The organism is Lentzea alba, assembly GCF_047445655.1.
Taxonomy (GTDB): Bacteria; Actinomycetota; Actinomycetes; order Mycobacteriales; family Pseudonocardiaceae; genus Lentzea; species Lentzea alba_A.
The window spans coordinates 1-23986 of sequence record NZ_JAJAEG010000037.1 but is presented as its reverse complement, the minus strand read 5'-3'; the positions used below and the strand labels follow the sequence as shown (position 1 = coordinate 23986).

General features: G+C 66.7%; 35 protein-coding genes. 28 read left to right on the top strand and 7 right to left on the bottom strand.

From position 1 onward, the window contains the following. Position 1: 1 nt before the first annotated feature. Positions 2-3898 (top strand): DNA-directed RNA polymerase subunit beta', encoded by a 3897-nt coding sequence (locus LFM09_RS41785; protein ID WP_414102169.1) that lies wholly within the window; start codon positions 2-4, stop codon positions 3896-3898. A gap of 59 nt (positions 3899-3957) precedes the next feature. Here LFM09_RS41785 and LFM09_RS41780 read toward each other — a convergent pair whose 3' ends face one another. Continuing rightward, positions 3958-5067, bottom strand: coding sequence for a DUF418 domain-containing protein (locus LFM09_RS41780; RefSeq protein ID WP_414102168.1), 1110 nt, complete (start codon positions 5065-5067; stop codon positions 3958-3960). A 79-nt stretch (positions 5068-5146) separates the two neighbouring features. Between LFM09_RS41780 and LFM09_RS41775 the strand changes: the two genes are divergently transcribed. Then, positions 5147-5725: a TetR/AcrR family transcriptional regulator gene (locus LFM09_RS41775; protein ID WP_414102167.1), complete on the top strand. Its 579-nt coding sequence runs from the start codon at positions 5147-5149 to the stop codon at positions 5723-5725. Here LFM09_RS41775 and LFM09_RS41770 read toward each other — a convergent pair. Then, a complete protein-coding gene (locus LFM09_RS41770) occupies positions 5722-5988 on the bottom strand; it encodes a DUF4287 domain-containing protein (RefSeq protein WP_414102166.1) in 267 nt (88 codons plus the stop codon). The genes LFM09_RS41775 and LFM09_RS41770 overlap by 4 nt on opposite strands. 106 nt (positions 5989-6094) lie before the next feature. Between LFM09_RS41770 and LFM09_RS41765 the strand changes: the two genes are divergently transcribed. Next, complete coding sequence (locus LFM09_RS41765) at positions 6095-6517, top strand: hypothetical protein (RefSeq protein WP_414102165.1); 423 nt, start codon at positions 6095-6097, stop codon at positions 6515-6517. On the opposite strand, the gene LFM09_RS41760 is transcribed toward LFM09_RS41765, so the two are convergent. The 4 genes from LFM09_RS41760 to LFM09_RS41745 all read right to left on the bottom strand — a co-directional run bounded on the left by LFM09_RS41760 (position 6514) and on the right by LFM09_RS41745 (position 8656). Beyond that, positions 6514-6951, bottom strand: coding sequence for a hypothetical protein (locus LFM09_RS41760; RefSeq protein WP_414102164.1), 438 nt, complete (start codon positions 6949-6951; stop codon positions 6514-6516). The two genes, LFM09_RS41765 and LFM09_RS41760, sit on opposite strands and share 4 nt — an antisense overlap. Beyond that, positions 6948-7394, bottom strand: coding sequence for a hypothetical protein (locus LFM09_RS41755; protein ID WP_414102163.1), 447 nt, complete (start codon positions 7392-7394; stop codon positions 6948-6950). Before LFM09_RS41755 ends, LFM09_RS41760 begins: the two co-directional genes overlap by 4 nt. 88 nt (positions 7395-7482) lie before the next feature. After that, positions 7483-7791, bottom strand: a complete 309-nt coding sequence (locus LFM09_RS41750; protein WP_414102162.1) for a zf-TFIIB domain-containing protein — start codon at positions 7789-7791, stop codon at positions 7483-7485. A 40-nt stretch (positions 7792-7831) separates the two neighbouring features. Continuing rightward, positions 7832-8656, bottom strand: coding sequence for a phosphotransferase family protein (locus LFM09_RS41745; protein ID WP_414102161.1), 825 nt, complete (start codon positions 8654-8656; stop codon positions 7832-7834). Positions 8657-8986: 330 nt separating this feature from the next. On the opposite strand from LFM09_RS41745, the gene rpsL reads away from it, so the two are divergent. The 25 genes from rpsL to rplO all read left to right on the top strand — a co-directional run bounded on the left by rpsL (position 8987) and on the right by rplO (position 23536). Beyond that, positions 8987-9361 carry a 30S ribosomal protein S12 gene (rpsL, locus tag LFM09_RS41740; protein WP_030473471.1) on the top strand — a complete coding sequence of 125 codons (375 nt, stop codon included), beginning with the start codon at positions 8987-8989 and terminating at the stop codon, positions 9359-9361. Beyond that, complete coding sequence (gene rpsG, locus LFM09_RS41735) at positions 9361-9831, top strand: 30S ribosomal protein S7 (RefSeq protein ID WP_065915967.1); 471 nt, start codon at positions 9361-9363, stop codon at positions 9829-9831. Before rpsL ends, rpsG begins: the two co-directional genes overlap by 1 nt. 77 nt (positions 9832-9908) lie before the next feature. Continuing rightward, a complete protein-coding gene (gene fusA / locus LFM09_RS41730; RefSeq protein ID WP_414102160.1) occupies positions 9909-12011 on the top strand; it encodes an elongation factor G in 2103 nt (700 codons plus the stop codon). Positions 12012-12157: 146 nt separating this feature from the next. Then, the gene (gene tuf, locus LFM09_RS41725; RefSeq protein ID WP_414102159.1) at positions 12158-13351 is read left to right on the top strand and encodes an elongation factor Tu; all 1194 of its coding nucleotides are present in this window, start codon (positions 12158-12160) and stop codon (positions 13349-13351) included. A 600-nt stretch (positions 13352-13951) separates the two neighbouring features. Next, positions 13952-14257, top strand: a complete 306-nt coding sequence (rpsJ, locus tag LFM09_RS41720) for a 30S ribosomal protein S10 (RefSeq protein WP_003938093.1) — start codon at positions 13952-13954, stop codon at positions 14255-14257. 27 nt (positions 14258-14284) lie between these two features. Then, a complete protein-coding gene (rplC, locus tag LFM09_RS41715; protein ID WP_414102158.1) occupies positions 14285-14935 on the top strand; it encodes a 50S ribosomal protein L3 in 651 nt (216 codons plus the stop codon). Beyond that, positions 14935-15621, top strand: coding sequence for a 50S ribosomal protein L4 (gene rplD / locus LFM09_RS41710; protein WP_414102157.1), 687 nt, complete (start codon positions 14935-14937; stop codon positions 15619-15621). The genes rplC and rplD overlap by 1 nt, the downstream gene beginning before the upstream one ends. Beyond that, positions 15618-15917, top strand: coding sequence for a 50S ribosomal protein L23 (gene rplW / locus LFM09_RS41705; protein ID WP_030473465.1), 300 nt, complete (start codon positions 15618-15620; stop codon positions 15915-15917). Before rplD ends, rplW begins: the two co-directional genes overlap by 4 nt. 19 nt (positions 15918-15936) lie before the next feature. Then, entirely contained in the window at positions 15937-16770 is an 834-nt protein-coding gene (gene rplB / locus LFM09_RS41700; RefSeq protein ID WP_030473464.1) for a 50S ribosomal protein L2, read from the top strand. An 18-nt stretch (positions 16771-16788) separates the two neighbouring features. Continuing rightward, the gene (gene rpsS / locus LFM09_RS41695) at positions 16789-17070 is read left to right on the top strand and encodes a 30S ribosomal protein S19 (RefSeq protein WP_030478300.1); all 282 of its coding nucleotides are present in this window, start codon (positions 16789-16791) and stop codon (positions 17068-17070) included. A gap of 34 nt (positions 17071-17104) precedes the next feature. Next, complete coding sequence (gene rplV, locus LFM09_RS41690) at positions 17105-17503, top strand: 50S ribosomal protein L22 (RefSeq protein WP_030473463.1); 399 nt, start codon at positions 17105-17107, stop codon at positions 17501-17503. Beyond that, positions 17503-18336, top strand: a complete 834-nt coding sequence (gene rpsC, locus LFM09_RS41685) for a 30S ribosomal protein S3 (protein WP_414102156.1) — start codon at positions 17503-17505, stop codon at positions 18334-18336. The genes rplV and rpsC overlap by 1 nt, the downstream gene beginning before the upstream one ends. Positions 18337-18339: 3 nt before the next feature. Next, a complete protein-coding gene (gene rplP, locus LFM09_RS41680; protein ID WP_030473461.1) occupies positions 18340-18759 on the top strand; it encodes a 50S ribosomal protein L16 in 420 nt (139 codons plus the stop codon). Then, positions 18759-19001, top strand: a complete 243-nt coding sequence (rpmC, locus tag LFM09_RS41675; RefSeq protein ID WP_045309810.1) for a 50S ribosomal protein L29 — start codon at positions 18759-18761, stop codon at positions 18999-19001. Before rplP ends, rpmC begins: the two co-directional genes overlap by 1 nt. Beyond that, on the top strand, positions 18998-19279 hold the full coding sequence (gene rpsQ / locus LFM09_RS41670; RefSeq protein ID WP_030473459.1) for a 30S ribosomal protein S17: 282 nt from the start codon (positions 18998-19000) through the stop codon (positions 19277-19279). Before rpmC ends, rpsQ begins: the two co-directional genes overlap by 4 nt. 71 nt (positions 19280-19350) lie before the next feature. Next, on the top strand, positions 19351-19719 hold the full coding sequence (gene rplN / locus LFM09_RS41665) for a 50S ribosomal protein L14 (protein ID WP_112262344.1): 369 nt from the start codon (positions 19351-19353) through the stop codon (positions 19717-19719). Between the two features lie 2 nt (positions 19720-19721). Further along, the gene (gene rplX / locus LFM09_RS41660) at positions 19722-20036 is read left to right on the top strand and encodes a 50S ribosomal protein L24 (RefSeq protein WP_030473457.1); all 315 of its coding nucleotides are present in this window, start codon (positions 19722-19724) and stop codon (positions 20034-20036) included. A gap of 2 nt (positions 20037-20038) precedes the next feature. Beyond that, a complete protein-coding gene (gene rplE, locus LFM09_RS41655) occupies positions 20039-20602 on the top strand; it encodes a 50S ribosomal protein L5 (RefSeq protein WP_109628765.1) in 564 nt (187 codons plus the stop codon). Between the two features lie 4 nt (positions 20603-20606). Beyond that, complete coding sequence (locus LFM09_RS41650; RefSeq protein ID WP_030473455.1) at positions 20607-20792, top strand: type Z 30S ribosomal protein S14; 186 nt, start codon at positions 20607-20609, stop codon at positions 20790-20792. Positions 20793-20911: 119 nt separating this feature from the next. Next, entirely contained in the window at positions 20912-21310 is a 399-nt protein-coding gene (gene rpsH, locus LFM09_RS41645) for a 30S ribosomal protein S8 (RefSeq protein WP_030473454.1), read from the top strand. Positions 21311-21322: 12 nt separating this feature from the next. Continuing rightward, entirely contained in the window at positions 21323-21862 is a 540-nt protein-coding gene (gene rplF / locus LFM09_RS41640) for a 50S ribosomal protein L6 (RefSeq protein ID WP_166044655.1), read from the top strand. Between the two features lies 1 nt (position 21863). Continuing rightward, on the top strand, positions 21864-22265 hold the full coding sequence (rplR, locus tag LFM09_RS41635) for a 50S ribosomal protein L18 (RefSeq protein ID WP_414102155.1): 402 nt from the start codon (positions 21864-21866) through the stop codon (positions 22263-22265). 34 nt (positions 22266-22299) lie between these two features. Further along, the gene (gene rpsE / locus LFM09_RS41630) at positions 22300-22908 is read left to right on the top strand and encodes a 30S ribosomal protein S5 (protein ID WP_030473451.1); all 609 of its coding nucleotides are present in this window, start codon (positions 22300-22302) and stop codon (positions 22906-22908) included. A 2-nt stretch (positions 22909-22910) separates the two neighbouring features. Then, complete coding sequence (gene rpmD / locus LFM09_RS41625) at positions 22911-23096, top strand: 50S ribosomal protein L30 (RefSeq protein WP_045309828.1); 186 nt, start codon at positions 22911-22913, stop codon at positions 23094-23096. Next, positions 23093-23536 carry a 50S ribosomal protein L15 gene (rplO, locus tag LFM09_RS41620; RefSeq protein ID WP_414102154.1) on the top strand — a complete coding sequence of 148 codons (444 nt, stop codon included), beginning with the start codon at positions 23093-23095 and terminating at the stop codon, positions 23534-23536. Before rpmD ends, rplO begins: the two co-directional genes overlap by 4 nt. 127 nt (positions 23537-23663) lie before the next feature. Here the strand turns inward: rplO and LFM09_RS41615 are convergent. Beyond that, positions 23664-23986 (bottom strand): hypothetical protein (locus LFM09_RS41615; RefSeq protein ID WP_414102153.1); only part of this gene is annotated, 323 nt, incomplete at its 5' end.

Genomic DNA, 23986 nt, shown 5'->3' with positions numbered 1-23986 from the left:
CGTGCTCGACGTCAACTTCTTCGATGAGCTCCGCATCGGTCTCGCGACCGCGGACGACATCCGCCAGTGGTCTTTTGGCGAGGTCAAGAAGCCCGAGACCATCAACTACCGCACGCTCAAGCCTGAGAAGGACGGCTTGTTCTGCGAGAAGATCTTCGGTCCCACCAGGGACTGGGAGTGCTACTGCGGCAAGTACAAGCGCGTGCGCTTCAAGGGCATCATCTGTGAGCGCTGCGGCGTCGAGGTGACCCGTGCGAAGGTGCGTCGTGAGCGCATGGGCCACATCGAGCTCGCCGCTCCGGTCACGCACATCTGGTACTTCAAGGGCGTCCCCAGCCGGTTGGGCTACCTGCTCGACCTGGCCCCCAAGGACCTCGAGAAGATCATCTACTTCGCCGCCTACGTCATCGTCGGCGTGAACGGCGAGCTGCGCCACAACGACCTGCCCACGCTCGAGAGCGAGATGCAGGTCGAGCGCAAGCGCGTCGAGAACCGCCGTGACGCGGACGTCGAGGCCCGTGCGCAGAAGCTGGAAGCCGACCTGGCCGAGCTGGAGGCGGAGGGCGCCAAGTCCGACGTCCGCCGCAAGGTCAAGGAGGGCGGCGAGCGCGAGATGCGCCAGCTCCGCGACCGCGCCCAGCGCGAGCTGGACCGGCTCGACGAGATCTGGTCCACCTTCACCAAGCTGGAGAAGGGCCAGCTCATCGCCGATGAGCTGCTCTACCGCGAGCTGTACGACCGCTACGGCGACTACTTCACCGGTGCCATGGGCGCCGAGGCCATCCAGAAGCTGCTGGGTGACTACGACGTCGACGCCGAGGCCGACATCCTGCGCGAGACGATCCGCAGCGGTAAGGGCCAGAAGAAGCTGCGTGCGCTCAAGCGCCTCAAGGTCGTTGCCGCCTTCCAGGCGACCCGCAACAACCCGCAGGGCATGGTCCTGGACTGCGTCCCGGTCATCCCGCCGGACCTGCGCCCGATGGTGCAGCTCGACGGTGGCCGCTTCGCCACGTCCGACCTGAACGACCTGTACCGCCGCGTCATCAACCGCAACAACCGGTTGAAGCGACTGATCGACCTCGGCGCGCCCGAGATCATCGTCAACAACGAGAAGCGGATGCTGCAGGAGGCCGTCGACGCGCTGTTCGACAACGGCCGCCGCGGCCGCCCGGTCACCGGTCCCGGTAACCGCCCGCTGAAGTCGCTGTCCGACCTGCTGAAGGGCAAGCAGGGCCGGTTCCGCCAGAACCTGCTCGGCAAGCGCGTCGACTACTCCGGCCGTTCGGTCATCGTGGTCGGCCCGCAGCTCAAGCTGCACCAGTGCGGTCTGCCCAAGCAGATGGCCCTGGAGCTCTTCAAGCCGTTCGTGATGAAGCGGCTCGTGGACCTCAACCACGCGCAGAACATCAAGTCCGCCAAGCGGATGGTCGAGCGTGCGCGCCCGGCCGTGTGGGACGTGCTGGAAGAGGTCATCACCGAGCACCCGGTGCTGCTGAACCGCGCACCTACGCTGCACCGCCTCGGTATCCAGGCCTTCGAGCCGCAGCTGGTCGAGGGCAAGGCCATCCAGCTGCACCCGCTGGTCTGTGAAGCGTTCAACGCCGACTTCGACGGTGACCAGATGGCAGTCCACCTGCCGCTGTCCGCCGAGGCGCAGGCTGAGGCCCGCGTCCTGATGCTGTCGTCGAACAACATCCTGTCCCCGGCGTCCGGCAAGCCGCTGGCCATGCCGCGTCTGGACATGGTGACCGGCCTGTACCACCTGACCCGGCACAAGGCCGGCGACATCGGCGAGGGTCACTTCTACTCGTCGCCCGCCGAGGCCCTGATGGCGTTCGACCGCAAGGTCCTGGGCCTGCAGGCGATGGTGAAGATCCGCGTCTCGGACAAGAACCCGCCCAAGGGTGCCGAGCCGGAGGGCTGGGAGCCCGGTCAGCCGTGGCTCGCGGAGACCACGCTGGGTCGCGTGCTGTTCAACGAGATCCTGCCGCAGGACTACGCCTTCATCAACGAGGTCATGCCCAAGAAGCGGCAGGCCGTGATCATCAACGACCTCGCCGAGCGGTACCCGATGGTCACCGTCGCCCGGACGCTGGACAAGCTGAAGGACGCCGGTTTCCACTGGGCCACCCGTTCCGGCGTGACCGTCGCGATCTCGGACGTCCTCGTCCCCGCCGCGAAGCAGGACATCCTCGAGGAGCACGAGCGCCTCGCGGACGCGGTGGAGAAGCGCTACCAGCGCGGTCAGCTCTCCCACGAGGAGCGCAACTCCGAGCTGGTCAAGGTGTGGACCAAGGCCACCGAGCAGGTCCACGAGATCATGGAAGACAACTTCCCCGAGGACAACTCGATCCGCGTCATCGTGCAGTCCGGCGCCGCCGGCAACATGACGCAGGTCCGTTCGCTCGCGGGTATGCGTGGTCTCGTCACCAACCCGAAGGGTGAGTACATCCCGCGTCCGATCAAGAACTCGTTCCGCGAGGGCTTGTCGGTGCTGGAGTACTTCATCGCGACCCACGGTGCTCGTAAGGGTCTTGCCGACACCGCGCTTCGTACCGCCGACTCGGGTTACCTGACCCGTCGTCTGGTGGACGTCTCGCAGGACGTCATCATCCGCGAGGTCGACTGCGGCACCACCCGTGGTGTGCAGATGACCGTCGGCGAGCAGCTGGGCGACAAGGTCGGCCTGCACGAGTTCGCGCAGACGTCGGTCTACGCCCGCACGGTCGCGGACGACATCACCGACGCGCAGGGCAACCTGGTCCTGAACCGCGGCGACGACCTCGGCGACCCGGCGCTCGCGTCGCTGGTCGAGGCCGGCGTGGTCCGCGTGAAGGTCCGCTCGGTCCTGACCTGCGAGTCCGCGGTCGGCGTGTGCGCGTCCTGCTACGGCCGCTCGATGGCCACCGGCCAGCTGGTCGACGTCGGCGAGGCCGTCGGCATCGTCGCCGCCCAGTCGATCGGTGAGCCCGGCACGCAGCTGACGATGCGTACGTTCCACCAGGGTGGTGTGGCCGGTGACGACATCACGACCGGTCTGCCGCGTGTCCAGGAGCTCTTCGAGGCCCGCGTCCCGAAGGGCAAGGCGCCGATCGCCGACGTGGACGGCCGCGTCCGCATCGAGGACGGCGACCGCTTCTGGAAGATCACGCTGATCCCGGACGACGGTTCCGAGGAGATCGTGTTCGAGAAGCTGTCCAAGCGTCAGCGTCTCGCCAACACGGCCACCGGCCCGCTGCAGGACGGCGACCACGTCGCCGTCGGCCAGCAGCTGCTGGAAGGTACTCCGGACCCGCACGAGGTCCTGCGCGTCATGGGCCCGCGCGAGGCCCAGCTGCACCTGGTGCAGGAAGTGCAGAAGGTGTACCGCGCCCAGGGTGTGGCGATCCACGACAAGCACATCGAGGTCATCGTCCGGCAGATGCTGCGCCGGGTCACGATCATCGACTCGGGTGCGACGGAGTTCCTGCCGGGCTCGCTCGTCGAGCGCGCGGACTTCGAGTCGGGCAACCGCGCGGTCGTCGCCGAGGGTGGCGAGCCGGCTGCCGGTCGTCCGGTGCTGATGGGTATCACGAAGGCCTCGCTGGCGACCGACTCGTGGCTGTCCGCCGCGTCGTTCCAGGAGACCACTCGTGTGCTGACCGACGCCGCCATCAACGGGCGTTCGGACAAGCTCATCGGTCTGAAGGAGAACGTGATCATCGGTAAGTTGATCCCGGCTGGTACGGGCATCAACCGCTACCGCAACATCCAGGTCCAGCCGACCGAGGAGGCGCGTGCCGCTGCGTACGCCATCCCCTCGTACGACGACGGGTACTACACCCCGGACGTCTTCGGCACGGGCACTGGCGCTGCGGTGCCGCTGGACGACTACGACTTCGGTCGCGACTACCGCTAGTCCGTAGTTGAAGTGCTGAACGGCCCCCGGAGCCTCCCGCTCCGGGGGCCGTTGGCGTTTCACCGGTAGGTGAGCCGCCGCAGCAACGCCTCTGCCAGCCCCGGTTTGCCTGCGCGGCGCAGTGCCTCGGCGAACACCACGGTGGCGAGCCAGGTGCAGACCGCGATGCCGGACGCCGCTGCCGTTCCGAGCTCGGTGCCGAGACCTCCCGCGTACGGCACGAAGACGGCCACGAACACGACGGACTGCAGCAGGTAGCAGGTCATCGAACGCTGGCCGCAGGCAGCGAGCGCCGTCAGCACCGGGCCCGGTGTCTCGTTGCGGATCGCGATGAGCCCCACCAGCGCCGCATAGCCGAGGCCGCCGGCCAGTCCGGTGAACCCGTGCAGCACGTAGGCGGGCACTGCGGGTGCGTCGACCCAGACCTGGGCGTCGATGAGCGCGAGCGGCAACCCGCCTGCAACGGCTGTGGTGATGCCGGCGATCGCGGTGGTGCGCAACGCTTTGGCGTGGTGCTCCGGCTCGATCAGCACCTTCCGCCGGGCCGCCCACACACCGAGCACGAACGGAACCATCACCTCGATGAGCAGCAACGGGGTGAGGAAACCCCACGCTGCCACTCGCTCGATCAACGCGGTGACGGGGTCCGTGGCGGCCATCAGGCTCGGCGGGCCACCGAACTCGGCGATGCGCAGTCCGTTGAACGTCATGGCGGCCGTGGGGATGACGAGCCACGCGGCTGCGAACACCAGCAGGCTACGGTCGCGCCACCGCAGCACTCCGGTGAGAAGCAGTCCAGCCAGGCCGTACGCGGCGAGGATGTCACCGAAGAACAGGAGCAGGGCGTGGGCGGCACCGAACACCAGCAGCCAGCGGCTCCGCCTGCGCAGGATCCTTCGTGTGTCCGTCCATTCGCCGGTCTGCCTGGCCGCGATCTGCACGAACCCGTACCCGAACAGCGCCGCGAACATCGGCATGGCCCGACCGTCGACGAGCGCCACCTGAACCCCGGTGACCAGCAGGTCGAGCGCGCTGCCGTCGATCGCGTAGGCGCGATATCCGGTCGGGTGGCCGGAGAGGTACATGTGCGCGTGCGCCAGCGCGATCAACAACAGCATCACGCCGCGCGCCAGGTCAGGCGCCAGCGCGCGCTTGGTGAGTGTGAGCATCAGAACCCCAGTTTAGATACGCTTGCGTAGCTTATTGGGGTGATAAGATACGGCACCGTTTCTTGCTTGGGAAGGTCAGGTGCGCGTGCCGGAACGGCGGCGAGGAGAGGCGCTGGTCCGCGCAATCCACGAGGCGGCACTGGTGGAAGTGGCTGAGACCGGCCTGGGCGCTCTGACCATGGAGGGCATCGCCCGCCGCGCCGCGACCGCGAAAACCGTGCTCTACCGCCGCTGGCCCACGACCCACGACCTGCTGATCGACGCCCTGGCGCAGGCGTACCCGGTCGAAGTCCCGTCACCGGGCCTGGACGACCTGCGCGGCGACCTCATCGCGGCCCTGACCCTGCTGACGGACTGGATGCAGACCCTCGCAGCCGGCGCGGTCCTGGCGATCATGTCCGAACGGCACCGCTACCCGGAGCTCACGGATGACCTGTACCGCAAGGTGTTCGACCCCAGAGGTGGCACCTTCACCACGACCGTGCTGCGGCACTACGCCGATCACGGCCAGGTGGATCCTTCTCGGCTGACCCCGATCACCACCCAGATCGGCGAGGCGCTCGTCTTCAAGCTGTCCATCGACCTGGCTCGGCAGCCGACCGCGGACGAGCTCGCGGCGATCGTGGATGAGGCACTGCTGCCCGCACTCGGGCTCTAGCGGTTGGCGATGCCGTCGAGGCGCACCGGCACGGGGTTCTCCGAGCGGTCGTACTTCGCTGCGATTTCGGGGCCGTGCTTGAGGATCTGGTACAGCGGCATGGCGTGGCCGCGGCCCAGGTCGTACTCGGCCTTCAACCAGTCCAGGACCTCGGCGGCCTTGGTGTCGCCGTCGTAGCCGCGTGCGGCGGCCTCGGCCAGCAGTTCGGCGGGGGTCTTGCCGGTCTTCTTCTCGGCGCCGTCGAGGTAGGCCTGGAAGGACATCGTGATCTCCGTTCGTCGTTGGAACCGAGCCTAGGACAACCATCCCTGTCTTGACAACTTTTTTTGTCGGTGGAATCGAGTTGCGTGCGGTTGCTTCCATGGAGGCATGGGGGAGCTGAGGTGGGCCGACGTCCGCGGGTGGTTCGATCCGCAGGATGCGCCGTTGCACGACGGTTGCGTTGCCGGGGTGGGGCCAGAGGCCTGGGAGGCCGTTGCCGAGTTCGTGCGGGCGCGGGGCTGGCGGTTCAAGGAGCCGGAGTCCGAGGGGGCCACGTTCTCCGTGTGGCCTGCCGAAGGGTTTCTCGTCAACTTCTTCGACGCCGGTGGCGACGTGCTCTTCGACATCGATGTCCGGGAGCTTCAGGGGCAGGAGCGGCTGGATCTGCTCGGTGCTTTCCTGCGGGCGCTGGGTCGGAGGTTCGGGTTGCCGGTGGCGTTGACCTTCGAGGCGTGCGACCCGAGCGAGATGCCGTACCTGCACTACGACCCGGTGGCGGACGGGTTCGTGCTGGACCGGGAGCCCGACTAGCGGCGGCGGGCGCGGGCCAGGGCTCGGGCTCTGATGACCAGGTCGTCCACCAGGTGCTCGTCGACCAGTGGCGGGACGCCGGAATCGTCGGTGCAGCAACGTGGTTTGGTGCGCTTCTCGGACAGTCGGGGGCGTACCCCGGCCATCTCGTAGAGGGCTTCGTAGAGGTCGAGCCCCGGGTCGTCGTCGTGCGGGCCGACCAACAGCACCCACACGACCTCGGGCGAGGGGAAGGCGACGACAACGCGGTCGGCGCCGCGCAGGTGCTTCACGCACAGGCGAGGCAGAGGCTCGGGGCCGGTGACGCGGTAGCCCAGGGCGGCGCAGCCCGAGTGGGCCAGTTCGTCCAGGAAGCGTTCGTAGGCGACGCGGGCGCGGCCGCGGAGGCCTGCTGCCTGGGCGTTGGCGGTCTGGGTTTCTACTACCTCGATCAAACTGAGCGGACCACGCGTCCTTTGCCGCTGCGCATCTCGTCCAGCGATTTGGCGAGGTCTTGGCGGTCCAGCAGGGACTGGTCGCTCAGGCGGCGGTGGACTTCGTCGATGAGGCCGCGGGTCTTGCCGGCGCGGCGGAGGTCGGACACGAGGTGGAGCACCTCGTGCAGGCGCACGGTGTCCAGGAGCATGCGCGGTTCTTGGCTGTGGATGGCCAACACGCCTTCTCGGGCCCAGGCCTTCACGGTTTTCTCGGTGAGGTCGAGGAGCTCGCCTGCCACCACCGGGCGTACCGGCGGGGCTTGGCGGAGGGTGCGGGCTACTACGCCGTCCAGCTTGCGGCGGCGTTCGTCGTCTTGGGCCAGGGATGACGCCACGGACTCGATCTCTTCGATCGTTTCGAAGAGGTCCCGGATGTGGGCGGCCTCGGTCGCGACAGACATGGCTACTCCTCCCGTTGACTACCGATTATCGCCCTGAAATTCGGTAGTCGTCAACGGCCCCGGAGCAGGGATCCGGGGCCGGCAGACGTCAGGAGGAGAAGAAGAGGCCGGAGAGGCCCTTGTGCTTGCGGTGGCCGTAGCCGTAACCGTGGCCGCCGTGGTGGTGGTGGACCTGCTGCGGGGCGGCACCCCACGCGGGCTGGGCGGGCGCCGGGTACGCGACGGGCGGCGGGGCCGGGGCGGCGGGCGGCGGCGTGTGCATCTGGGACTCGAGGCGCGTGATGGACTCGAGCTCGCCGTAGTCGAGGAAGACCCCGCGGCAGCCGTCGCACTGCTCGATGTGAACGCCCATGCGGTCGAACGTGCGCATGTTCGCATGACACTTGGGACACTGCATCGTGGTGAGCCCTCCTGGGTGGGACCGGACAAAAACGATATTAGCCGCGGTCGTTGCCCTCGTGCGTCGCGACGATCCGACGACATGCTTCGACCAGCGGTTCCACTGCTTGCAGACCGGTCACGAGTGCCCGCGCTGCCATTTGCACAACGTACGCCTGAGCCGGAATGTTGAGGACATCCCATTCCGATGTCGTCAGCGCCACACCACCCGTTTCACGGTAGGCGTTCAGGAACCTCGCCCAGAGGTCTCCGGGCAGGATCCCCGCCGCGAACAACGCCGCAGGTCGCGCCAGGTCCCACACCGGATCGCCGACCCCGAGGTCGTCCACGTCGATGAGCCGCCACGCCCCCCGGTGCACCAGCTGCCCGAGGTGCCAGTCGCCGTGGATCAACGCCCGGCCGTTCATGTCCAACGGTGGCAACACTTCGAACGCGCGCAGCACCACGTCGGCGTGCGGCAGCTCCGGCGGCAACGCCCGGATGGCGCGCACGATCCGTTCTGGCGCACCGGCCACCGGTCCCTGCACGGGCAACGCGTGCAGTTGAGCGAGGAGTGCCGCGCTCTCCTCCCACGGCGCCGCGTCAGGATCGGCCTGGCTCACCGGCGTTCCGTACGGCCACACGGTCACGGGCCGGTCGTCCACGAACCTCAAGGGCTGCAACGGAGGCAGCATCAGTTCGGGGTGTGCCGCGGCGATCTCCAACCGTTGCTGCAACGCTTCCGCATCGGTGTCCGCGGGGTGCGCCTTGGCGACCACGTCGCCCACGCGCACCACCACGACGTCACCGCGGTCGCCGCCGAGCACCTCGGGATCGGCGGAGGAGCCGGTCAGCGAGGCCATCGCCGCGATCAGGTCGTCCATGCGCACAGTGAATCAGGCCTCCGAGTGCGTTCTGCGTCACGCGAGTACTCTGAACTGCGGGGTCGTGGCCGCTGCGGGTACGCGTGAGGCACCCCCCGTTTTGACCCGGGTAGACGTGGGCGGGTATCTTTGCTACTCGTGCCCGACCCATGTCGGGCCGCTCCGCGTGCCCGCGAGGCAGCGGTGTCCTCCACTCGCAGGGACAGTTGAACTGTTGCTTGCGGACCTTGGGAGCGGGCGACACGCCCGACCTCGGGTGCAGAGAGGGATCAAGAAACACGAGGGTGAACCGCAAGGGGATCCCGCAAAGACGGAAGAAGCAGCCGGCGAATGCCAACGATCCAGCAGCTGGTCCGCAAGGGCCGCCAGGACAAGGTGGCGAAGCAGAAGACGGCGGCCCTCAAGGGCTCGCCGCAGCGGCGCGGTGTGTGCACCCGCGTTTACACCACCACCCCCAAGAAGCCGAACTCCGCACTGCGCAAGGTCGCTCGCGTGAAGCTGACCAGCGGTATCGAGGTCACGGCCTACATCCCCGGTGAGGGTCACAACCTCCAGGAGCACTCGATGGTGCTCGTGCGTGGCGGTCGTGTGAAGGACCTGCCGGGTGTTCGCTACAAGATCATCCGTGGCTCTCTCGACACGCAGGGTGTCAAGAACCGCAAGCAGGCTCGTAGCCGCTACGGCGCGAAGAAGGAGAAGAGCTGATGCCCCGCAAGGGACCGGCCCCCAAGCGGCCGCTGATCTCCGACCCGGTCTACAGCTCGCCGCTCGTGACCCAGCTCATCAACAAGGTGCTGGTCGACGGCAAGCGTTCCGTGGCCGAGAAGATCGTCTACGAAGCGCTCGAAGGTGCCCGCGAGAAGACCGGTACCGACCCGGTCGTCACCCTGAAGCGTGCGCTCGACAACGTGAAGCCGGCTCTCGAGGTCAAGAGCCGCCGCGTCGGTGGTGCGACCTACCAGGTCCCGGTCGAGGTCAAGCCCGGCCGTTCCACCACGCTGGCGCTGCGCTGGCTGATCACCTTCTCCCGGCAGCGCCGTGAGAAGACCATGGTCGAGCGTCTGATGAACGAGCTGCTCGATGCGAGCAACGGTCTCGGTGCGAGCGTCAAGCGCCGTGAGGACACGCACAAGATGGCCGAGTCCAACAAGGCCTTCGCCCACTACCGCTGGTGATGTGACGCCCGGCCTCGAAGCAGGCCGGGCTCTCCCGGCCCTAGTGAGCTGACAAGCTCAAGACAGGGGAAAGACCCGTGGCACAGGACGTGCTCACTGATCTTGCCAAGGTCCGCAACATCGGGATCATGGCGCACATCGACGCGGGCAAGACCACGACGACTGAGCGGATCCTCTTCTACACGGGGATCAGCTACAAGATCGGCGAGGTTCACGACGGCGCGGCCGTGATGGACTGGATGGAGCAGGAGCAGGAGCGCGGCATCACGATCACGTCGGCCGCGACGACCTGCTACTGGAAGAACCACCAGATCAACCTGATCGACACGCCGGGCCACGTCGACTTCACCGTCGAGGTCGAGCGCAACCTGCGCGTCCTCGACGGCGCTGTTGCCGTCTTCGACGGCAAGGAGGGCGTCGAGCCGCAGTCCGAGCAGGTCTGGCGGCAGGCGACCAAGTACGACGTCCCGCGCATCTGCTTCGTCAACAAGATGGACAAGCTGGGCGCGGACTTCTACTTCACCATCAAGACCATTCAGGACCGGCTCGGCGCCAAGCCGCTGCCGATCCAGATCCCGATCGGTGCCGAGAGCGACTTCATCGGCGTCGTCGACCTCATCGAGATGCGTGCTCTCACGTGGCGCGGCGAGGTCCAGAAGGGTGAGGACTACGCCGTCGAGGAGATCCCCGCGGATCTCGTCGAGCGTGCGCAGGAGTTCCGCGAGCAGCTTCTCGAGGCCGTCGCCGAGACCGACGACGAGCTGACCGAGAAGTACTTCGAGAACGGCGACCTCTCCGTCGAGGAGATCAAGGCCGGCCTCCGCAAGATCGTCGCGGAGGGCACCGCCTACCCGATCCTCTGCGGCTCCGCGTTCAAGAACAAGGGCGTTCAGCCCATGCTCGACGCGGTGGTCGACTTCCTGCCGTCGCCGATGGACCTCCCGCCGGTCGAGGGCACGCTGCAGGACGGCGAGACCGTCGTGTCGCGCAAGGCGTCGAGCGACGAGCCGTTCTCGGCTCTGGCGTTCAAGATCGCCGTGCACCCGTTCTTCGGCAAGCTGACCTACATCCGGGTCTACTCGGGCAAGGTCGCCTCCGGCACCCAGGTCGTCAACGCGACCAAGGACCGCAAGGAGCGCATCGGGAAGATCTTCCAGATGCACGCCAACAAGGAGAACCCGGTCACCGAGGCCATCGCGGGCCACATCTACGCCGTGATCGGTCTGAAGGACACCACGACCGGTGAGACCTTGTGCGACCCGGCACACCCCATCGTGCTCGAGTCGATGACCTTCCCCGAGCCCGTCATCCAGGTGGCCATCGAGCCCAAGACGAAGGCGGACCAGGAGAAGCTCGGCACCGCGATCCAGAAGCTGGCCGAGGAGGACCCGACGTTCCGGGTCAACCTCGACCAGGAGACGGGCCAGACCATCATCGCCGGCATGGGCGAGCTCCACCTGGACATCCTGGTGGACCGCATGCGCCGCGAGTTCAAGGTCGAGGCCAACATCGGCAAGCCTCAGGTGGCGTACCGGGAGACCATCCGCAAGGCGGTGGAGAAGTACTCCTACACCCACAAGAAGCAGACCGGTGGCTCCGGCCAGTTCGCGAAGGTGCTCATCACCGTCGAGCCGCTGGAGAAGAAGGAAGACGGCGCGCTCTACGAGTTCGTCAACGCCGTCACCGGTGGTCGCATCCCGCGTGAGTACATCCCGTCGGTCGACGCGGGTGCACAGGACGCGCTGCAGTACGGCGTGCTGGCCGGCTACCCGCTGGTCGGCGTGAAGGTGACGCTGATCGACGGCGCCTACCACGAGGTCGACTCCTCGGAAATGGCGTTCAAGATCGCTGGTTCGATGGCCCTCAAGGAAGCCGCCCGTCAGGCGTCTCCCGCGATCCTCGAGCCGCTGATGGCCGTCGAGGTCACGACGCCCGAGGAGTACATGGGCGACGTGATCGGCGACCTGAACTCCCGCCGTGGCCAGATCCAGGCCATGGAGGAGCGCAGCGGTATCCGTGTCGTCAAGGCACTGGTCCCGCTGTCGGAAATGTTCGGGTACGTGGGTGACCTGCGGTCCAAGACCCAGGGTCGTGCCAACTACTCGATGGTGTTCGACTCCTACGCAGAGGTTCCCGCGAACGTCTCGAAGGAGATCATCGCGAAGGCGACTGGGGAATAACCCCACACCGGAGCACCGCAGTTCCACCGCGGGCTCTCCGGGGGTGAATCCCTGGGGTCCGCATTTTCCGACCCTGACGTGTAGTCCGGCGGGTGGCCACAGATACCCGCCGGACCAGCAAAAAAGAAGTCCAGGAGGACAATCCAGTGGCCAAGGCGAAGTTCGAGCGGACGAAGCCGCACGTCAACATCGGCACCATCGGTCACATCGACCATGGCAAGACCACGCTGACCGCGGCGATCTCCAAGGTTCTGCACGACGCGTACCCCGATGTGAACGCTTCGTTCGCGTTCGACCAGATCGACAAGGCGCCGGAAGAGAAGCAGCGCGGCATCACGATCTCGATCGCTCACATCGAGTACCAGACCGAGAACCGTCACTACGCGCACGTTGACTGCCCCGGTCACGCCGACTACATCAAGAACATGATCACCGGTGCGGCGCAGATGGACGGCGCCATCCTGGTGGTCGCGGCGACCGACGGTCCGATGCCGCAGACGAAGGAGCACGTCCTCCTGGCCCGCCAGGTCGGCGTCCCCTACATCGTCGTCGCCCTGAACAAGGCCGACATGGTGGACGACGAGGAGATCCTGGAGCTCGTCGAGCTCGAGGTCCGCGAGCTGCTCTCCGAGTACGAGTTCCCGGGCGACGACCTGCCGGTCGTGCGCGTCTCGGCGCTGAAGGCGCTCGAGGGCGACGCCGAGTGGGGCAAGTCCGTTCTCGACCTCATGGCCGCCGTTGACACGGCGATCCCGGAGCCGGAGCGCGACACCGAGAAGCCGTTCCTCATGCCCGTCGAGGACGTCTTCACGATCACCGGCCGCGGCACCGTGGTGACCGGTCGTATCGAGCGCGGCATCATCAACGTGAACTCCGAGATCGAGATCGTCGGTATCAAGGAGACGTCGAAGAAGACGACGGTCACCTCGATCGAGATGTTCAAGAAGTTCCTCGACGAGGGTCGCGCCGGTGACAACGCCGCGCTGCTGCTCCGCGGCATCAAGCGCGAGGAGGTGGAGCGCGGCATGGTCATCGTCAAGCCGGGCACCACGACCCCGCACACCGAGTTCGAGGCTCAGGTCTACATCCTGTCCAAGGACGAGGGTGGCCGCCACACGCCGTTCTTCAACAACTACCGTCCGCAGTTCTACTTCCGCACGACGGACGTGACCGGCGTTGTGACGCTGCCCGAGGGCACCGAGATGGTCATGCCGGGTGACACCACCGGTATGACGGTCAAGCTGATCCAGCCGATCGCCATGGACGAGGGCCTCCGCTTCGCGATCCGCGAGGGTGGCCGCACCGTCGGCGCCGGCTCGGTCACCAAGATCATCAAGTGATCTAGGTCTGACCGCGGCTAGCCGCAGTTAGTTCGGCAAAGGCCGGGCCAACGATCCGTTGGCCCGGCCTTCGTCGTGGTAGGACGCTGATGTGTGCGTCAGCTCACGTCAGCACCGCGCACGGGAGAGCGTGGGAGATCCGTCCGGAGATTCTGTTGCCGGACAAAGGAACCATCGTGGCCGTCGCTCCACACGCGACGGACAGGGCGGTTCACCGGCCAAGATCCGGACGTGATCTGCCTCCAACTCACCCACCCCGATTTGGATCGCCTCCCCACCGTGTGGCATCCTTTACGGGTTGCTCGACGAAGGCCGGGTCGCATCCGTGCGTGTCTGTGTCCTTCGACCGAGCGTCCGCGCCCTGTTAGTGAACGCCTCCTTGCGGAGATGGGCATCAGGGTGCATGGGCTGTGGTAGGCCCAATCCCACCGGGGAGACCTTGAGTGGGACCGGTATGCGCACCGGGCGCGACACGCCCGACCGCGTGGACCGGGCACCATGACACTTCAACAGGGGCGGAGCGCGCCAAGAGGCTGTAACAGGCCTCATCCGAGGCACCGCACCGCAGCGGTACGAGAAGCAGAGGAACGGCAAGCCATCATGGCGGGACAAAAGATCCGCATCCGGCTCAAGGCCTACGACCACGAAGCGATCGACGCGTCAGCGCGCAAGATCGTGGAAACCGTGACGCGCACCGGCGCTCGGGTTGTCGGGCCAGTGCCGCTGCCCACCGAGAAGAACGTGTACTGCGTCATCCGCTCGCCGCACAAGTACAAGGACTCGCGCGAGCACTTCGAGATGCGCACGCACAAGCGGCTGATCGACATCCTCGACCCGACGCCGAAGACGGTTGACGCGCTCATGCGCATCGACCTTCCGGCCAGTGTCGACGTCAACATCCAGTAAGCGTTGGGCGCGGAGAGTAACGGACCAATGTCTGACAGGCAGATCAAGGGCATCCTGGGCACCAAGCTCGGCATGACTCAGGTCTTCGACGAGAACAACCGGGTTGTCCCGGTGACCGTCGTCAAGGCTGAGCCGAATGTCGTCACCCAGGTTCGCACCGAAGAGAAGGATGGCTACACCGCCATCCAGCTGGCGGCCGGCGCGATTGACCCGCGCAAGGTCAACAAGCCCGTTGCGGGCCACTTCGCCAAGGCCGGGGTCACGCCCCGTCGCCACCTGGTGGAGCTGCGCACGGTCGACGCCAGCGAATACGAGGTCGGCCAGGAGATCACCGCTGAGGTGTTCGAGGCCGGCGCTGTTGTCGACATCACCGGCACCAGCAAGGGCAAGGGCACCGCAGGTGTCATGAAGCGCCACAACTTCCGGGGCCTCGGCTCCAGCCACGGCACCCAGCGCAAGCACCGCTCGCCGGGTTCCATCGGTGGCTGCGCCACTCCGGGTCGCGTCTTCAAGGGTCTGCGCATGGCCGGCCGCATGGGCCACGTGCGCGTCACGACCCAGAACCTGAAGGTGCACAAGATCGACGTTGAGAACGGGCTGCTGCTCATCAAGGGCGCGGTTCCCGGTCCCAAGGGTGGTCTGGTGTTCGTCAAGACTGCCGCGAAGGGTGGTGCCTGATGTCGACGGTTGAGATCCGCACCCCGGACGGCAAGTCCGCGGGCACGGTCGAGCTCCCCTCGGCTGTTTTCGACGCGCAGGCCAACGTCGCGCTGCTGCACCAGGTCGTCGTGGCCCAGCAGGCCGCCGCGCGCCAGGGCACGCACTCGACGAAGACCCGCGGCGAGGTGTCCGGCGGTGGCAAGAAGCCGTACCGCCAGAAGGGCACCGGTCGCGCCCGCCAGGGTTCGACGCGTGCGCCGCAGTTCGCCGGCGGTGGCGTCGTCCACGGCCCGCAGCCGCGTGACTACACCCAGCGGACCCCCAAGAAGATGAAGGCCGCCGCGCTGCGCGGTGCCCTCTCCGACCGGGCTCGCGCCAACCAGGTGCACGTCGTGTCCGGCCTGGTGGACGGGGACACCCCGTCGACCAAGACCGCACGCAAGGTCCTGGAGTCGGTCACCCAGGCTCGTCGCGTTCTCGTGGTGCTCAACCGCACCGACGAGGTCGCGTGGGTCAGCGTGCGGAACCTTCCGCACGTGCACGTGATCGCGCCCGACCAGCTCAACACCTACGACGTGCTCGTCAACGACGACGTGGTGTTCACCAAGGACTCGCTCGACGTGTTCCTCGCCAGCAAGGCCCAGCAGGGTTCTGGCTCGGCTGAGGGCGCGGCGGTCGTGGTGGACGAGGAGGCTTCCAAGTGATCCCCGACCACAGGGACATCTTGCTCGCGCCGGTGATCTCCGAGAAGTCCTACGGGCTTCTTGAGGAGAACAAGTACACCTTCTTGGTGGCGCCGGGTTCGAACAAGACCCAGATCAAGATCGCCGTGGAGAAGGTCTTCGGCGTGAAGGTCGTCAGCGTCAACACCATCAACCGGCAGGGCAAGCGCAAGCGCACCCGCACCGGGTTCGGCAAGCGCAAGGACACGAAGCGCGCGATCGTGACTCTGTCCTCGGACAGCAAGCCGATCGAGATCTTCGGCGGCCCTGCCGCCTGATGACGAGGACTGCGTAGAGATGGGCATTCGCAAGTACAAGCCGACGACTCCCGGTCGTCGCGGTGCGAGCGTCTCCGACTTCGCCGAGATCACTCGGTCGACTCCGGAGAAGTCGCTGATCCGCCCGCTGCACAAGCTGGGTGGCCGCAACGCGTCGGGCAAGATCACCACGCGGCACAAGGGTGGCGGTCACAAGCGGGCGTACCGCCTGATCGACTTCCGTCGCCACGACAAGGACGGCGTGCCGGCCAAGGTCGCTCACATCGAGTACGACCCCAACCGCACCGCGCGCATCGCGCTGCTGCACTACGCGGACGGCGAGAAGCGCTACATCATCGCCCCGGAGAAGCTCAAGCAGGGTGACACGGTTGAGAACGGCCCCAAGGCCGACATCAAGCCGGGTAACAACCTGCCGCTTCGCAACATCCCGGTCGGTTCCGTGATCCACGCGATCGAGCTCCGCCCCGGTGGCGGCGCGAAGATCGCTCGCTCCGCCGGCGCCTCGGTGCAGCTCGTGGCGAAGGACGGCCCGTACGCCCAGCTGCGGATGCCTTCGGGCGAGATCCGCAACGTGGACGTGCGCTGCCGCGCCACGCTCGGCGAGGTCGGCAACAAGGAGCACCAGAACATCAACTGGGGCAAGGCCGGCCGCATGCGGTGGAAGGGCAAGAAGCCCACCGTGCGTGGTGTCGCCATGAACCCCGTTGACCACCCGCATGGTGGTGGTGAGGGCAAGACCTCCGGTGGTCGCCACCCGGTGAACCCGGCTGGTAAGCCCGAGGGTCGCACCCGCCGCCGCAAGCCAAGCGACAAGCTCATCGTCCGGCGTCGTCGCACCGGTAAGAAGCGCTGAGCAGGGAGGGAGTGAAGGATGCCTCGCAGCCTTAAGAAGGGTCCCTTCGTCGACGACCACCTGCTCAAGAAGGTGGACGTTCAGAACGAAGCGGGCAAGAAGACCGTCATCAAGACGTGGTCCCGCCGGTCCACGATCATCCCGGACATGCTCGGCCACACCATCGCGGTGCACGACGGTCGCAAGCACGTCCCGGTGTTCGTGACCGAGGCGATGGTCGGGCACAAGCTGGGCGAGTTCGCCCCGACCCGCACCTTCAAGGGCCACATCAAGGACGACCGGAAGTCTCGTCGCCGCTAGGCGTCGAACTGAGAAGAGCAAGGGAAAAGCAGCGATGAACGCCCGTAAGGACGCTGAGGCGCAGGAGTTTCCGCGCGCCGTGGCTCGGGCTCGCTACGTCCGCGACACCCCCATGAAGGTCCGTCGCGTCGTCGAGCTCATCAAGGGTCGTAACGCCAGCGAGGCCCTGGCCGTGCTCCAGTTCGCGCCCCAGGCAGCCTCTGAGCCGGTCGCGAAGGTGCTCGCCAGCGCCATGGCCAACGCCGAGAACAACCTGTCCCTGGACCCCGACACCCTCTGGGTTTCGGCGGCCTTTGTGGACGAGGGTCCGACCCTCAAGCGTTTCCGCCCGCGTGCCCAGGGCCGCGCGTACCGGATCCGCAAGCGGACGTCGCACATCACCATTGAGGTGGAGTCGCGTCCGAAGAAGACCAGCGCGAAGGGAACCCGGTAGTGGGCCAGAAGATCAACCCGCACGGCTTCCGGCTGGGGATCACCACCGACTGGAAGTCCCGCTGGTACGCAGACAAGCAGTACGCCGAGTACGTGGCCGAGGACGTCAAGATCCGCAGGCTGCTCTCGCGCGGCATGGAGCGTGCCGGTATCTCCAAGGTGGAGATCGAGCGCACCCGTGACCGGGTTCGCGTCGACATCCACACCGCCCGGCCGGGCATCGTCATCGGCCGTCGCGGTGCCGAGGCGGACCGCATCCGCGGTGAGCTGGAGAAGCTCACCAAGAAGCAGGTCCAGCTGAACATCCTCGAGGTCAAGAACCCCGAGTCGGACGCGCAGCTCGTGGCACAGGGTGTCGCCGAGCAGCTGTCCAACCGCGTTGCCTTCCGCCGCGCGATGCGCAAGGCCATTCAGTCGGCCATGCGTTCGCCGCAGGTCAAGGGCATCCGCGTGCAGTGCGGCGGTCGCCTTGGCGGCGCCGAGATGTCCCGCTCGGAGCACTACCGCGACGGCCGCGTGCCGCTGCACACGCTCCGCGCCAACATCGACTACGGCTTCTTCGAGGCCCGCACCACGTTCGGCCGTATCGGCGTGAAGGTGTGGATCTACAAGGGCGACATCGTCGGTGGCATCTCGGCCAAGCGCGCGCTCGACGCGGCCCCGGCTCAGGCCGACCGCGCCCCGCGCCGCGACCGTGGCGAGCGTCCGAACCGGGCCCGTCGCTCCGGTGCCAGCGGCACCACCGCGACGAGCACCGAGGCCGGCCGTGCCGCCGCTGACGCCTCCGCGGCGTCCAGCGAGGCCCCGGCTGCTGCAGAGAAGACGGAGAGCTGAGTCATGCTCATCCCGCGCAGGGTCAAGCACCGCAAGCAGCACCACCCCAAGCGGTCGGGTGCTGCCAAGGGCGGCACGAAGGTCACCTTCGGTGAGTACGGCATCCAGGCTCTCGAGCCCGCCTACGTCACCAACAGGCAGATCGAGTCCGCTCGTATCGCCATCACGCGTCACATCCGTCGTGGCGGCAAGGTCTGGATCAACATCTTCCCGGACCGCCCGCTGACGAAGAAGCCGGCCGAGACCCGCATGGGTTCCGGTAAGGGTTCGCCGGAGTGGTGGGTGGCCAACGTCAAGCCGGGTCGCGTCCTCTTCGAGATGGCCTTCCCGAACGAGCAGGTGGCCCGCGAGGCTCTTCGCCGCGCGATCCACAAGCTCCCGATGAAGTGCCGCATCGTTACGCGTGAGGGTGGTGAGTTCTGATGGCAGCGGGTACCACCGCTTCCGAGCTGCGTGAGCTCACCGAGGAAGAGCTCGTGCTGCGTCTGAAGGAGTCGAAGGAAGAGCTCTTCAACCTTCGCTTCCAGATGGCCACGGGCCAGCTCGACAACAACCGGCGGCTGCGCACGGTCCGGCATGAAATTGCCCGGATCTACACCGTGATGCGGGAGCGGGAGCTCGGGCTCTCCGTTTCGCCGGATTCCACTGGTGAGGGTGCGGCATGACCGACAGCAACGAAGTTCAGACCGAGAAGCGCAACGACCGCAAGGTCCGTGAGGGCCTCGTCGTGTCCGACAAGATGGACAAGACGATCGTGGTTGCGCTCGAGGACCGCAAGAAGCACCCGCGTTACTCCAAGATCATGCGCTCCACCACCAAGGTGAAGGTGCACGACGAGGAGAACGCGGCGGGCATCGGCGACCGCGTCCTGCTCATGGAGACCCGGCCTCTGTCGGCGACCAAGCGCTGGCGGCTCGTCGAGATCCTCGAGAAGGCCAAGTAAGTCTCATCTAGACAGACCGAGCCCGTCGGGTCGGAAATCCGGCGGGCCAGGAATGGTCAAGGAGCAGGTAAGTGATTCAGCAGGAGTCGCGGCTTCGTGTCGCCGACAACACTGGTGCGAAGGAGATCCTTTGCATCCGTGTTCTCGGTGGCTCCGGCCGCCGCTACGCGGGCATCGGCGACATCATCGTCGCGACCGTCAAGGACGCGATCCCCGGTGCCGGCGTGAAGAAGGGTGACGTCGTCAAGGCGGTCGTCGTCCGCACCGTCAAGGAGCGCCGTCGCGCGGATGGCTCGTACATCCGCTTCGACGAGAACGCCGCTGTGCTCATCAAGAACGACAACGAGCCGCGCGGCACCCGCATCTTCGGCCCGGTGGGCCGCGAGCTGCGCGACAAGAAGTTCATGAAGATCATCTCGCTGGCTCCGGAGGTGCTCTGACCATGAAGGTGAAGAAGGGCGACACCGTCGTCGTTATCGCCGGCAAGGACAAGGGCGCGAAGGGCAAGGTCATCCAGGCCTACCCGGAGACCGGCAAGGTCCTGGTCGAGGGCGTCAACCGGATCAAGAAGCACACCCGGATCACGCAGACCCAGCGTGGCGCGCAGTCCGGTGGCATCGTGACCCAGGAAGCCCCGATCAACGTCTCCAACGTGATGGTGGTCGACTCGGACGGCAAGCCGACCCGTGTTGGTTACCGGACGAACGACGAGGGCAAGCGGGTCCGCATTTCCCGTCGTAACGGGAAGGACATCTGAGCATGACTACCGCAGAGAAGATCATCCCGCGGCTCAAGACGCGTTACCGCGCTGAGATCACCGGCGAGCTGCAGAAGCAGTTCAACTACGCCAACGTGATGCAGATCCCGGGCGTCGTGAAGGTCGTCGTCAACATGGGTGTCGGCGACGCCGCCCGTGACGGCAAGCTGATCGAGGGTGCCGTCAAGGACCTCTCGATCATCACCGGTCAGCGTCCCGAGGTCCGTCGGGCCCGCAAGTCCATCGCGCAGTTCAAGCTGCGTGAGGGCATGCCGATCGGCGCGCGCGTCACGCTGCGCGGCGACCGCATGTGGGAGTTCCTGGACCGCCTGCTGACGATCGCGCTGCCCCGTATCCGCGACTTCCGCGGTCTCTCGGGCAAGCAGTTCGACGGCAACGGCAACTACACGTTCGGTCTGAACGAGCAGTCGATGTTCCACGAGATCGACCCCGACTCGATCGACCGTCCCCGCGGCATGGACATCACCGTCGTCACCACCGCCACGAACGACGAGGAGGGCCGGGCGCTGCTGAAGCTCCTGGGCTTCCCGTTCAAGGAGAACTGAGTCGATGGCCAAGAAGGCGTTGATCAACAAGGCCGCGAAGAAGCCGAAGTTCAAGGTCCGGGGTTACACCCGGTGCCAGCGTTGCGGCCGCCCCCACGCGGTGTTCCGCAAGTTCGGCCTCTGCCGGATCTGCCTGCGCGAGATGGCTCACCGCGGTGAGCTGCCTGGCGTGAGCAAGTCCAGCTGGTAATTCAAAGCTCCATTACTTCGCTGTAGGCCCGCACACGACCGTCCAGTCCCTCCCTCCGGGGAGGGCTGGTCTGGACCCTGAGCCGGTGAACCGCAGCGAGAAAGGTTGACCAGGTCACCATGACGATGACCGACCCGATCGCAGACATGCTCACTCGTCTGCGCAACGCGAATTCGGCTTACCACGACAAGGTCGTGATGCCGCACTCGAAGCTGAAGGCCAACATCGCCGAGATCCTCAAGCGCGAGGGCTACATCGCCTCGTACCGCGACGAGGAGGGCGAGGTCGCGAAGAACCTCGTCGTCGAGCTGAAGTACGGCCCGAACCGTGAGCGCAGCATCGCCGGCCTCCGCCGCGTGTCGAAGCCCGGTCTGCGCGTGTACGCGAAGTCCACCGGCCTGCCCCGAGTTCTCGGCGGCCTCGGCGTGGCGATCATTTCGACCTCTGGCGGTCTCATGACCGACCGTCAGGCCAACAAGGCAGGCGTGGGCGGAGAAGTCCTCGCCTACGTTTGGTAAGGGGGAGTAGACATGTCGCGCATCGGAAAGCAGCCGATCATTGTCCCCTCCGGGGTCGACGTGAACATCGCCGGCCAGGACGTGAGCGTCAAGGGCCCCAAGGGCACGCTGACGCTGACGATCGCTGAGCCGATCAGCCTGGAGAAGGCTGAGGACGGCACTCTCGAGGTCAAGCGCCCGAACGACGAGCGCCGCAACCGCGCGCTCCACGGCCTGTCGCGCACGCTCGTGCACAACATGGTTGTCGGCGTGACCCAGGGTTACGAAAAGAAGATGGAAATCCACGGCGTCGGTTACCGCGTCGCGCTCAAGGGCTCTGAGCTCGAGTTCGCGCTCGGTTACTCCCACCCGGTGAAGGTCGAGGCCCCCGCGGGCATCACCTTCGCGGTGGAGACCCCGACCCGCTTCTCCGTCTCGGGTATCGACAAGCAGCTGGTCGGTGAGGTTGCCGCCAACATCCGCAAGCTGCGCAAGCCCGACCCGTACAAGGGCAAGGGCGTCCGCTACTCGGGCGAGAAGATCCGTCGCAAGGTCGGAAAGACGGGTAAGTGACATGAGCGAGTCGACTGTTACGAAGCGCAAGCCGGTGGGCAAGGACATCTCCACCAGGCGTCGTGTTGCGAAGGCCCGTCGCCACTTCCGCCTCCGCAAGAAGGTCAGCGGTACCGCCGAGCGTCCGCGCCTGGCCGTGCACCGTTCGTCGAAGCACATCACTGTGCAGATCATCGACGACCTGAAGGGCCACACGATCGCGTCCGCTTCCTCCATGGAGGCCGACGTCCGTGCCCTGGACGGCGACAAGAAGGCCCGTGCGGCCAAGGTCGGCCAGCTGGCCGCGGCCCGCGCCAAGGACGCCGGCGTCACGGCGGTTGTGTTCGACCGCGGTGGCAACGCGTACCACGGCCGGATCGCTGCTCTGGCTGATGCCGCTCGCGAGGCGGGGCTGGAGTTCTGACAATGATCATCACTGGAATTGAGAGGGACGCCTGATGCCAGGACGTACGCGTCGCGAAGGCGGCGGGGGCGAGCGCGGAGAGCGCCGCGACCGTCGTGACGGCGGCCGCGGCGGCGCGGCCCAGGAGAAGACCCCCCACCTCGAGCGCGTGGTTGCGATCAACCGCGTCTCCAAGGTGGTCAAGGGTGGTCGTCGCTTCAGCTTCACCGCGCTTGTGGTCGTTGGTGACGGCGACGGCATGGTCGGCGTCGGCTACGGCAAGGCCAAGGAAGTTCCCGCGGCCATCGCCAAGGGTGTCGAGGAAGCGAAGAAGAACTTCTTCCGCGTGCCTCGCATCGCCGGCACCATCCCGCACCCGGTGCAGGGTGAGAAGGCCGCTGGTGTGGTCCTGCTGCGTCCGGCCTCGGCCGGTACCGGTGTCATCGCGGGTGGCGCTGTCCGCGCCGTCCTCGAGTGCGCCGGCGTGCACGACGTGCTGTCGAAGTCCCTGGGCTCCGACAACGCGATCAACATCGTGCACGCGACCGTGGCGGCCCTCAAGGGTCTGCAGCGTCCGGAAGAGGTCGCGGCCCGTCGTGGCCTGCCCCTCGAGGACGTGGCTCCCGCCGGCATGATCCGCGCTCGCGCGGGCCAGGGGGTGTGATCATGGCTCAGCTCAAGATCACCCAGGTCCGCAGCACCATCGGCACCAAGCACAACCACCGCGAGTCGATGCGCACCCTCGGGCTGCGCAAGATCCGCCAGTCGGTCGTGCGTGAGGACACCCCCCAGGTGCTCGGCCTGATCCACGCCGTGCGTCACCTGGTGGTTGTTGAGGAGGTCCAGTCGTGACCATCAAGATTCACGATCTGCGTCCCGCCCCCGGCGCCAAGACCGCCAAGACCCGCGTTGGTCGTGGTGAAGGCTCCAAGGGCAAGACCGCCGGCCGCGGTACGAAGGGCACGGGCGCTCGCAAGAACGTCTCGCCGCGCTTCGAAGGTGGCCAGATGCCGCTGCACATGCGGCTGCCGAAGCTCAAGGGCTTCAAGAACCCGTTCCGCACCGAGTACCAGGTCGTGAACGTCTCTTCGATCGCTGCTGCCTTCCCCGAGGGCGGTTCGGTCGACGTTCCGGCGCTGGTGCTGGCCGGGCTGGTCCGCAAGGGCCACCTCGTCAAGGTGCTCGGCGATGGGGATGTCTCGGTCAAGCTGGATGTCACGGCTGACAAGTTCTCCAAGAGTGCTGTGGAGAAGTTGGCTGCTGCTGGTGGGTCTTCCACTGTGGCTTCCTGAGTTCTGAGCTCAGAACGCGTCTGAAGGGCCCTGAGGCTTTGCCTCGGGGCCCTTTGGCGTTTGTCTGGAGATGTCAGGCCCCGTGAGTACGGCGAGTTGTAGGGGCCAGATTTGGGGGACGGCTGCGTCAGCTTGCGAGGCGGGGCCTTGCGGGCGGCTTGCCCTGTGAGATGGGGCCTTGCGGGTGGTCGCCGTGCGAGACGGAACCTTGCGGGATTGTCGCCGTGCGAGACGTAGCCGGGCGGTCGGTCGGCTTGCGGGCCGTGGCCGGGTGGGTGGTCGCCTTGCGACACGCGACTTGCGGGATGGTCGCCTTGCGGGCGACGAGTTCGCTTTGCGGGACGCGGCCGTGTGGGGTGGTCGCCTTGCGGGCGGCGAGTTCGCCTTGCGGGACGCGGCCGTGTGGGGTGGTCGCCTTGCGGGCGGCGACCGTGCGTTGCGTGCTTTCCC

Bases quoted from the DNA above. Each gene is read 5' to 3' on its own strand.
- LFM09_RS41780 (WP_414102168.1), bottom strand. From the start codon at position 5,067: ATGCTCACACTCACCAAGCGCGCGCTGGCGCCTGACCTGGCGCGCGGC.
- LFM09_RS41770 (WP_414102166.1), bottom strand. From the start codon at position 5,988: ATGTCCTTCCAGGCCTACCTCGACGGCGCCGAGAAGAAGACCGGCAAG.
- LFM09_RS41765 (WP_414102165.1), top strand. From the start codon at position 6,095: ATGGGGGAGCTGAGGTGGGCCGACGTCCGCGGGTGGTTCGATCCGCAG.
- LFM09_RS41755 (WP_414102163.1), bottom strand. From the start codon at position 7,394: ATGTCTGTCGCGACCGAGGCCGCCCACATCCGGGACCTCTTCGAAACG.
- LFM09_RS41750 (WP_414102162.1), bottom strand. From the start codon at position 7,791: ATGCAGTGTCCCAAGTGTCATGCGAACATGCGCACGTTCGACCGCATG.
- LFM09_RS41745 (WP_414102161.1), bottom strand. From the start codon at position 8,656: ATGGACGACCTGATCGCGGCGATGGCCTCGCTGACCGGCTCCTCCGCC.
- rpsL (WP_030473471.1), top strand. From the start codon at position 8,987: ATGCCAACGATCCAGCAGCTGGTCCGCAAGGGCCGCCAGGACAAGGTG.
- rpsG (WP_065915967.1), top strand. From the start codon at position 9,361: ATGCCCCGCAAGGGACCGGCCCCCAAGCGGCCGCTGATCTCCGACCCG.
- rpsJ (WP_003938093.1), top strand. From the start codon at position 13,952: ATGGCGGGACAAAAGATCCGCATCCGGCTCAAGGCCTACGACCACGAA.
- rplC (WP_414102158.1), top strand. From the start codon at position 14,285: ATGTCTGACAGGCAGATCAAGGGCATCCTGGGCACCAAGCTCGGCATG.
- rplD (WP_414102157.1), top strand. From the start codon at position 14,935: ATGTCGACGGTTGAGATCCGCACCCCGGACGGCAAGTCCGCGGGCACG.
- rplB (WP_030473464.1), top strand. From the start codon at position 15,937: ATGGGCATTCGCAAGTACAAGCCGACGACTCCCGGTCGTCGCGGTGCG.
- rpsS (WP_030478300.1), top strand. From the start codon at position 16,789: ATGCCTCGCAGCCTTAAGAAGGGTCCCTTCGTCGACGACCACCTGCTC.
- rplV (WP_030473463.1), top strand. From the start codon at position 17,105: ATGAACGCCCGTAAGGACGCTGAGGCGCAGGAGTTTCCGCGCGCCGTG.
- rplP (WP_030473461.1), top strand. From the start codon at position 18,340: ATGCTCATCCCGCGCAGGGTCAAGCACCGCAAGCAGCACCACCCCAAG.
- rpmC (WP_045309810.1), top strand. From the start codon at position 18,759: ATGGCAGCGGGTACCACCGCTTCCGAGCTGCGTGAGCTCACCGAGGAA.
- rpsQ (WP_030473459.1), top strand. From the start codon at position 18,998: ATGACCGACAGCAACGAAGTTCAGACCGAGAAGCGCAACGACCGCAAG.
- rplX (WP_030473457.1), top strand. From the start codon at position 19,722: ATGAAGGTGAAGAAGGGCGACACCGTCGTCGTTATCGCCGGCAAGGAC.
- rplE (WP_109628765.1), top strand. From the start codon at position 20,039: ATGACTACCGCAGAGAAGATCATCCCGCGGCTCAAGACGCGTTACCGC.
- LFM09_RS41650 (WP_030473455.1), top strand. From the start codon at position 20,607: ATGGCCAAGAAGGCGTTGATCAACAAGGCCGCGAAGAAGCCGAAGTTC.
- rpsH (WP_030473454.1), top strand. From the start codon at position 20,912: ATGACGATGACCGACCCGATCGCAGACATGCTCACTCGTCTGCGCAAC.
- rplF (WP_166044655.1), top strand. From the start codon at position 21,323: ATGTCGCGCATCGGAAAGCAGCCGATCATTGTCCCCTCCGGGGTCGAC.
- rplR (WP_414102155.1), top strand. From the start codon at position 21,864: ATGAGCGAGTCGACTGTTACGAAGCGCAAGCCGGTGGGCAAGGACATC.
- rpsE (WP_030473451.1), top strand. From the start codon at position 22,300: ATGCCAGGACGTACGCGTCGCGAAGGCGGCGGGGGCGAGCGCGGAGAG.
- rpmD (WP_045309828.1), top strand. From the start codon at position 22,911: ATGGCTCAGCTCAAGATCACCCAGGTCCGCAGCACCATCGGCACCAAG.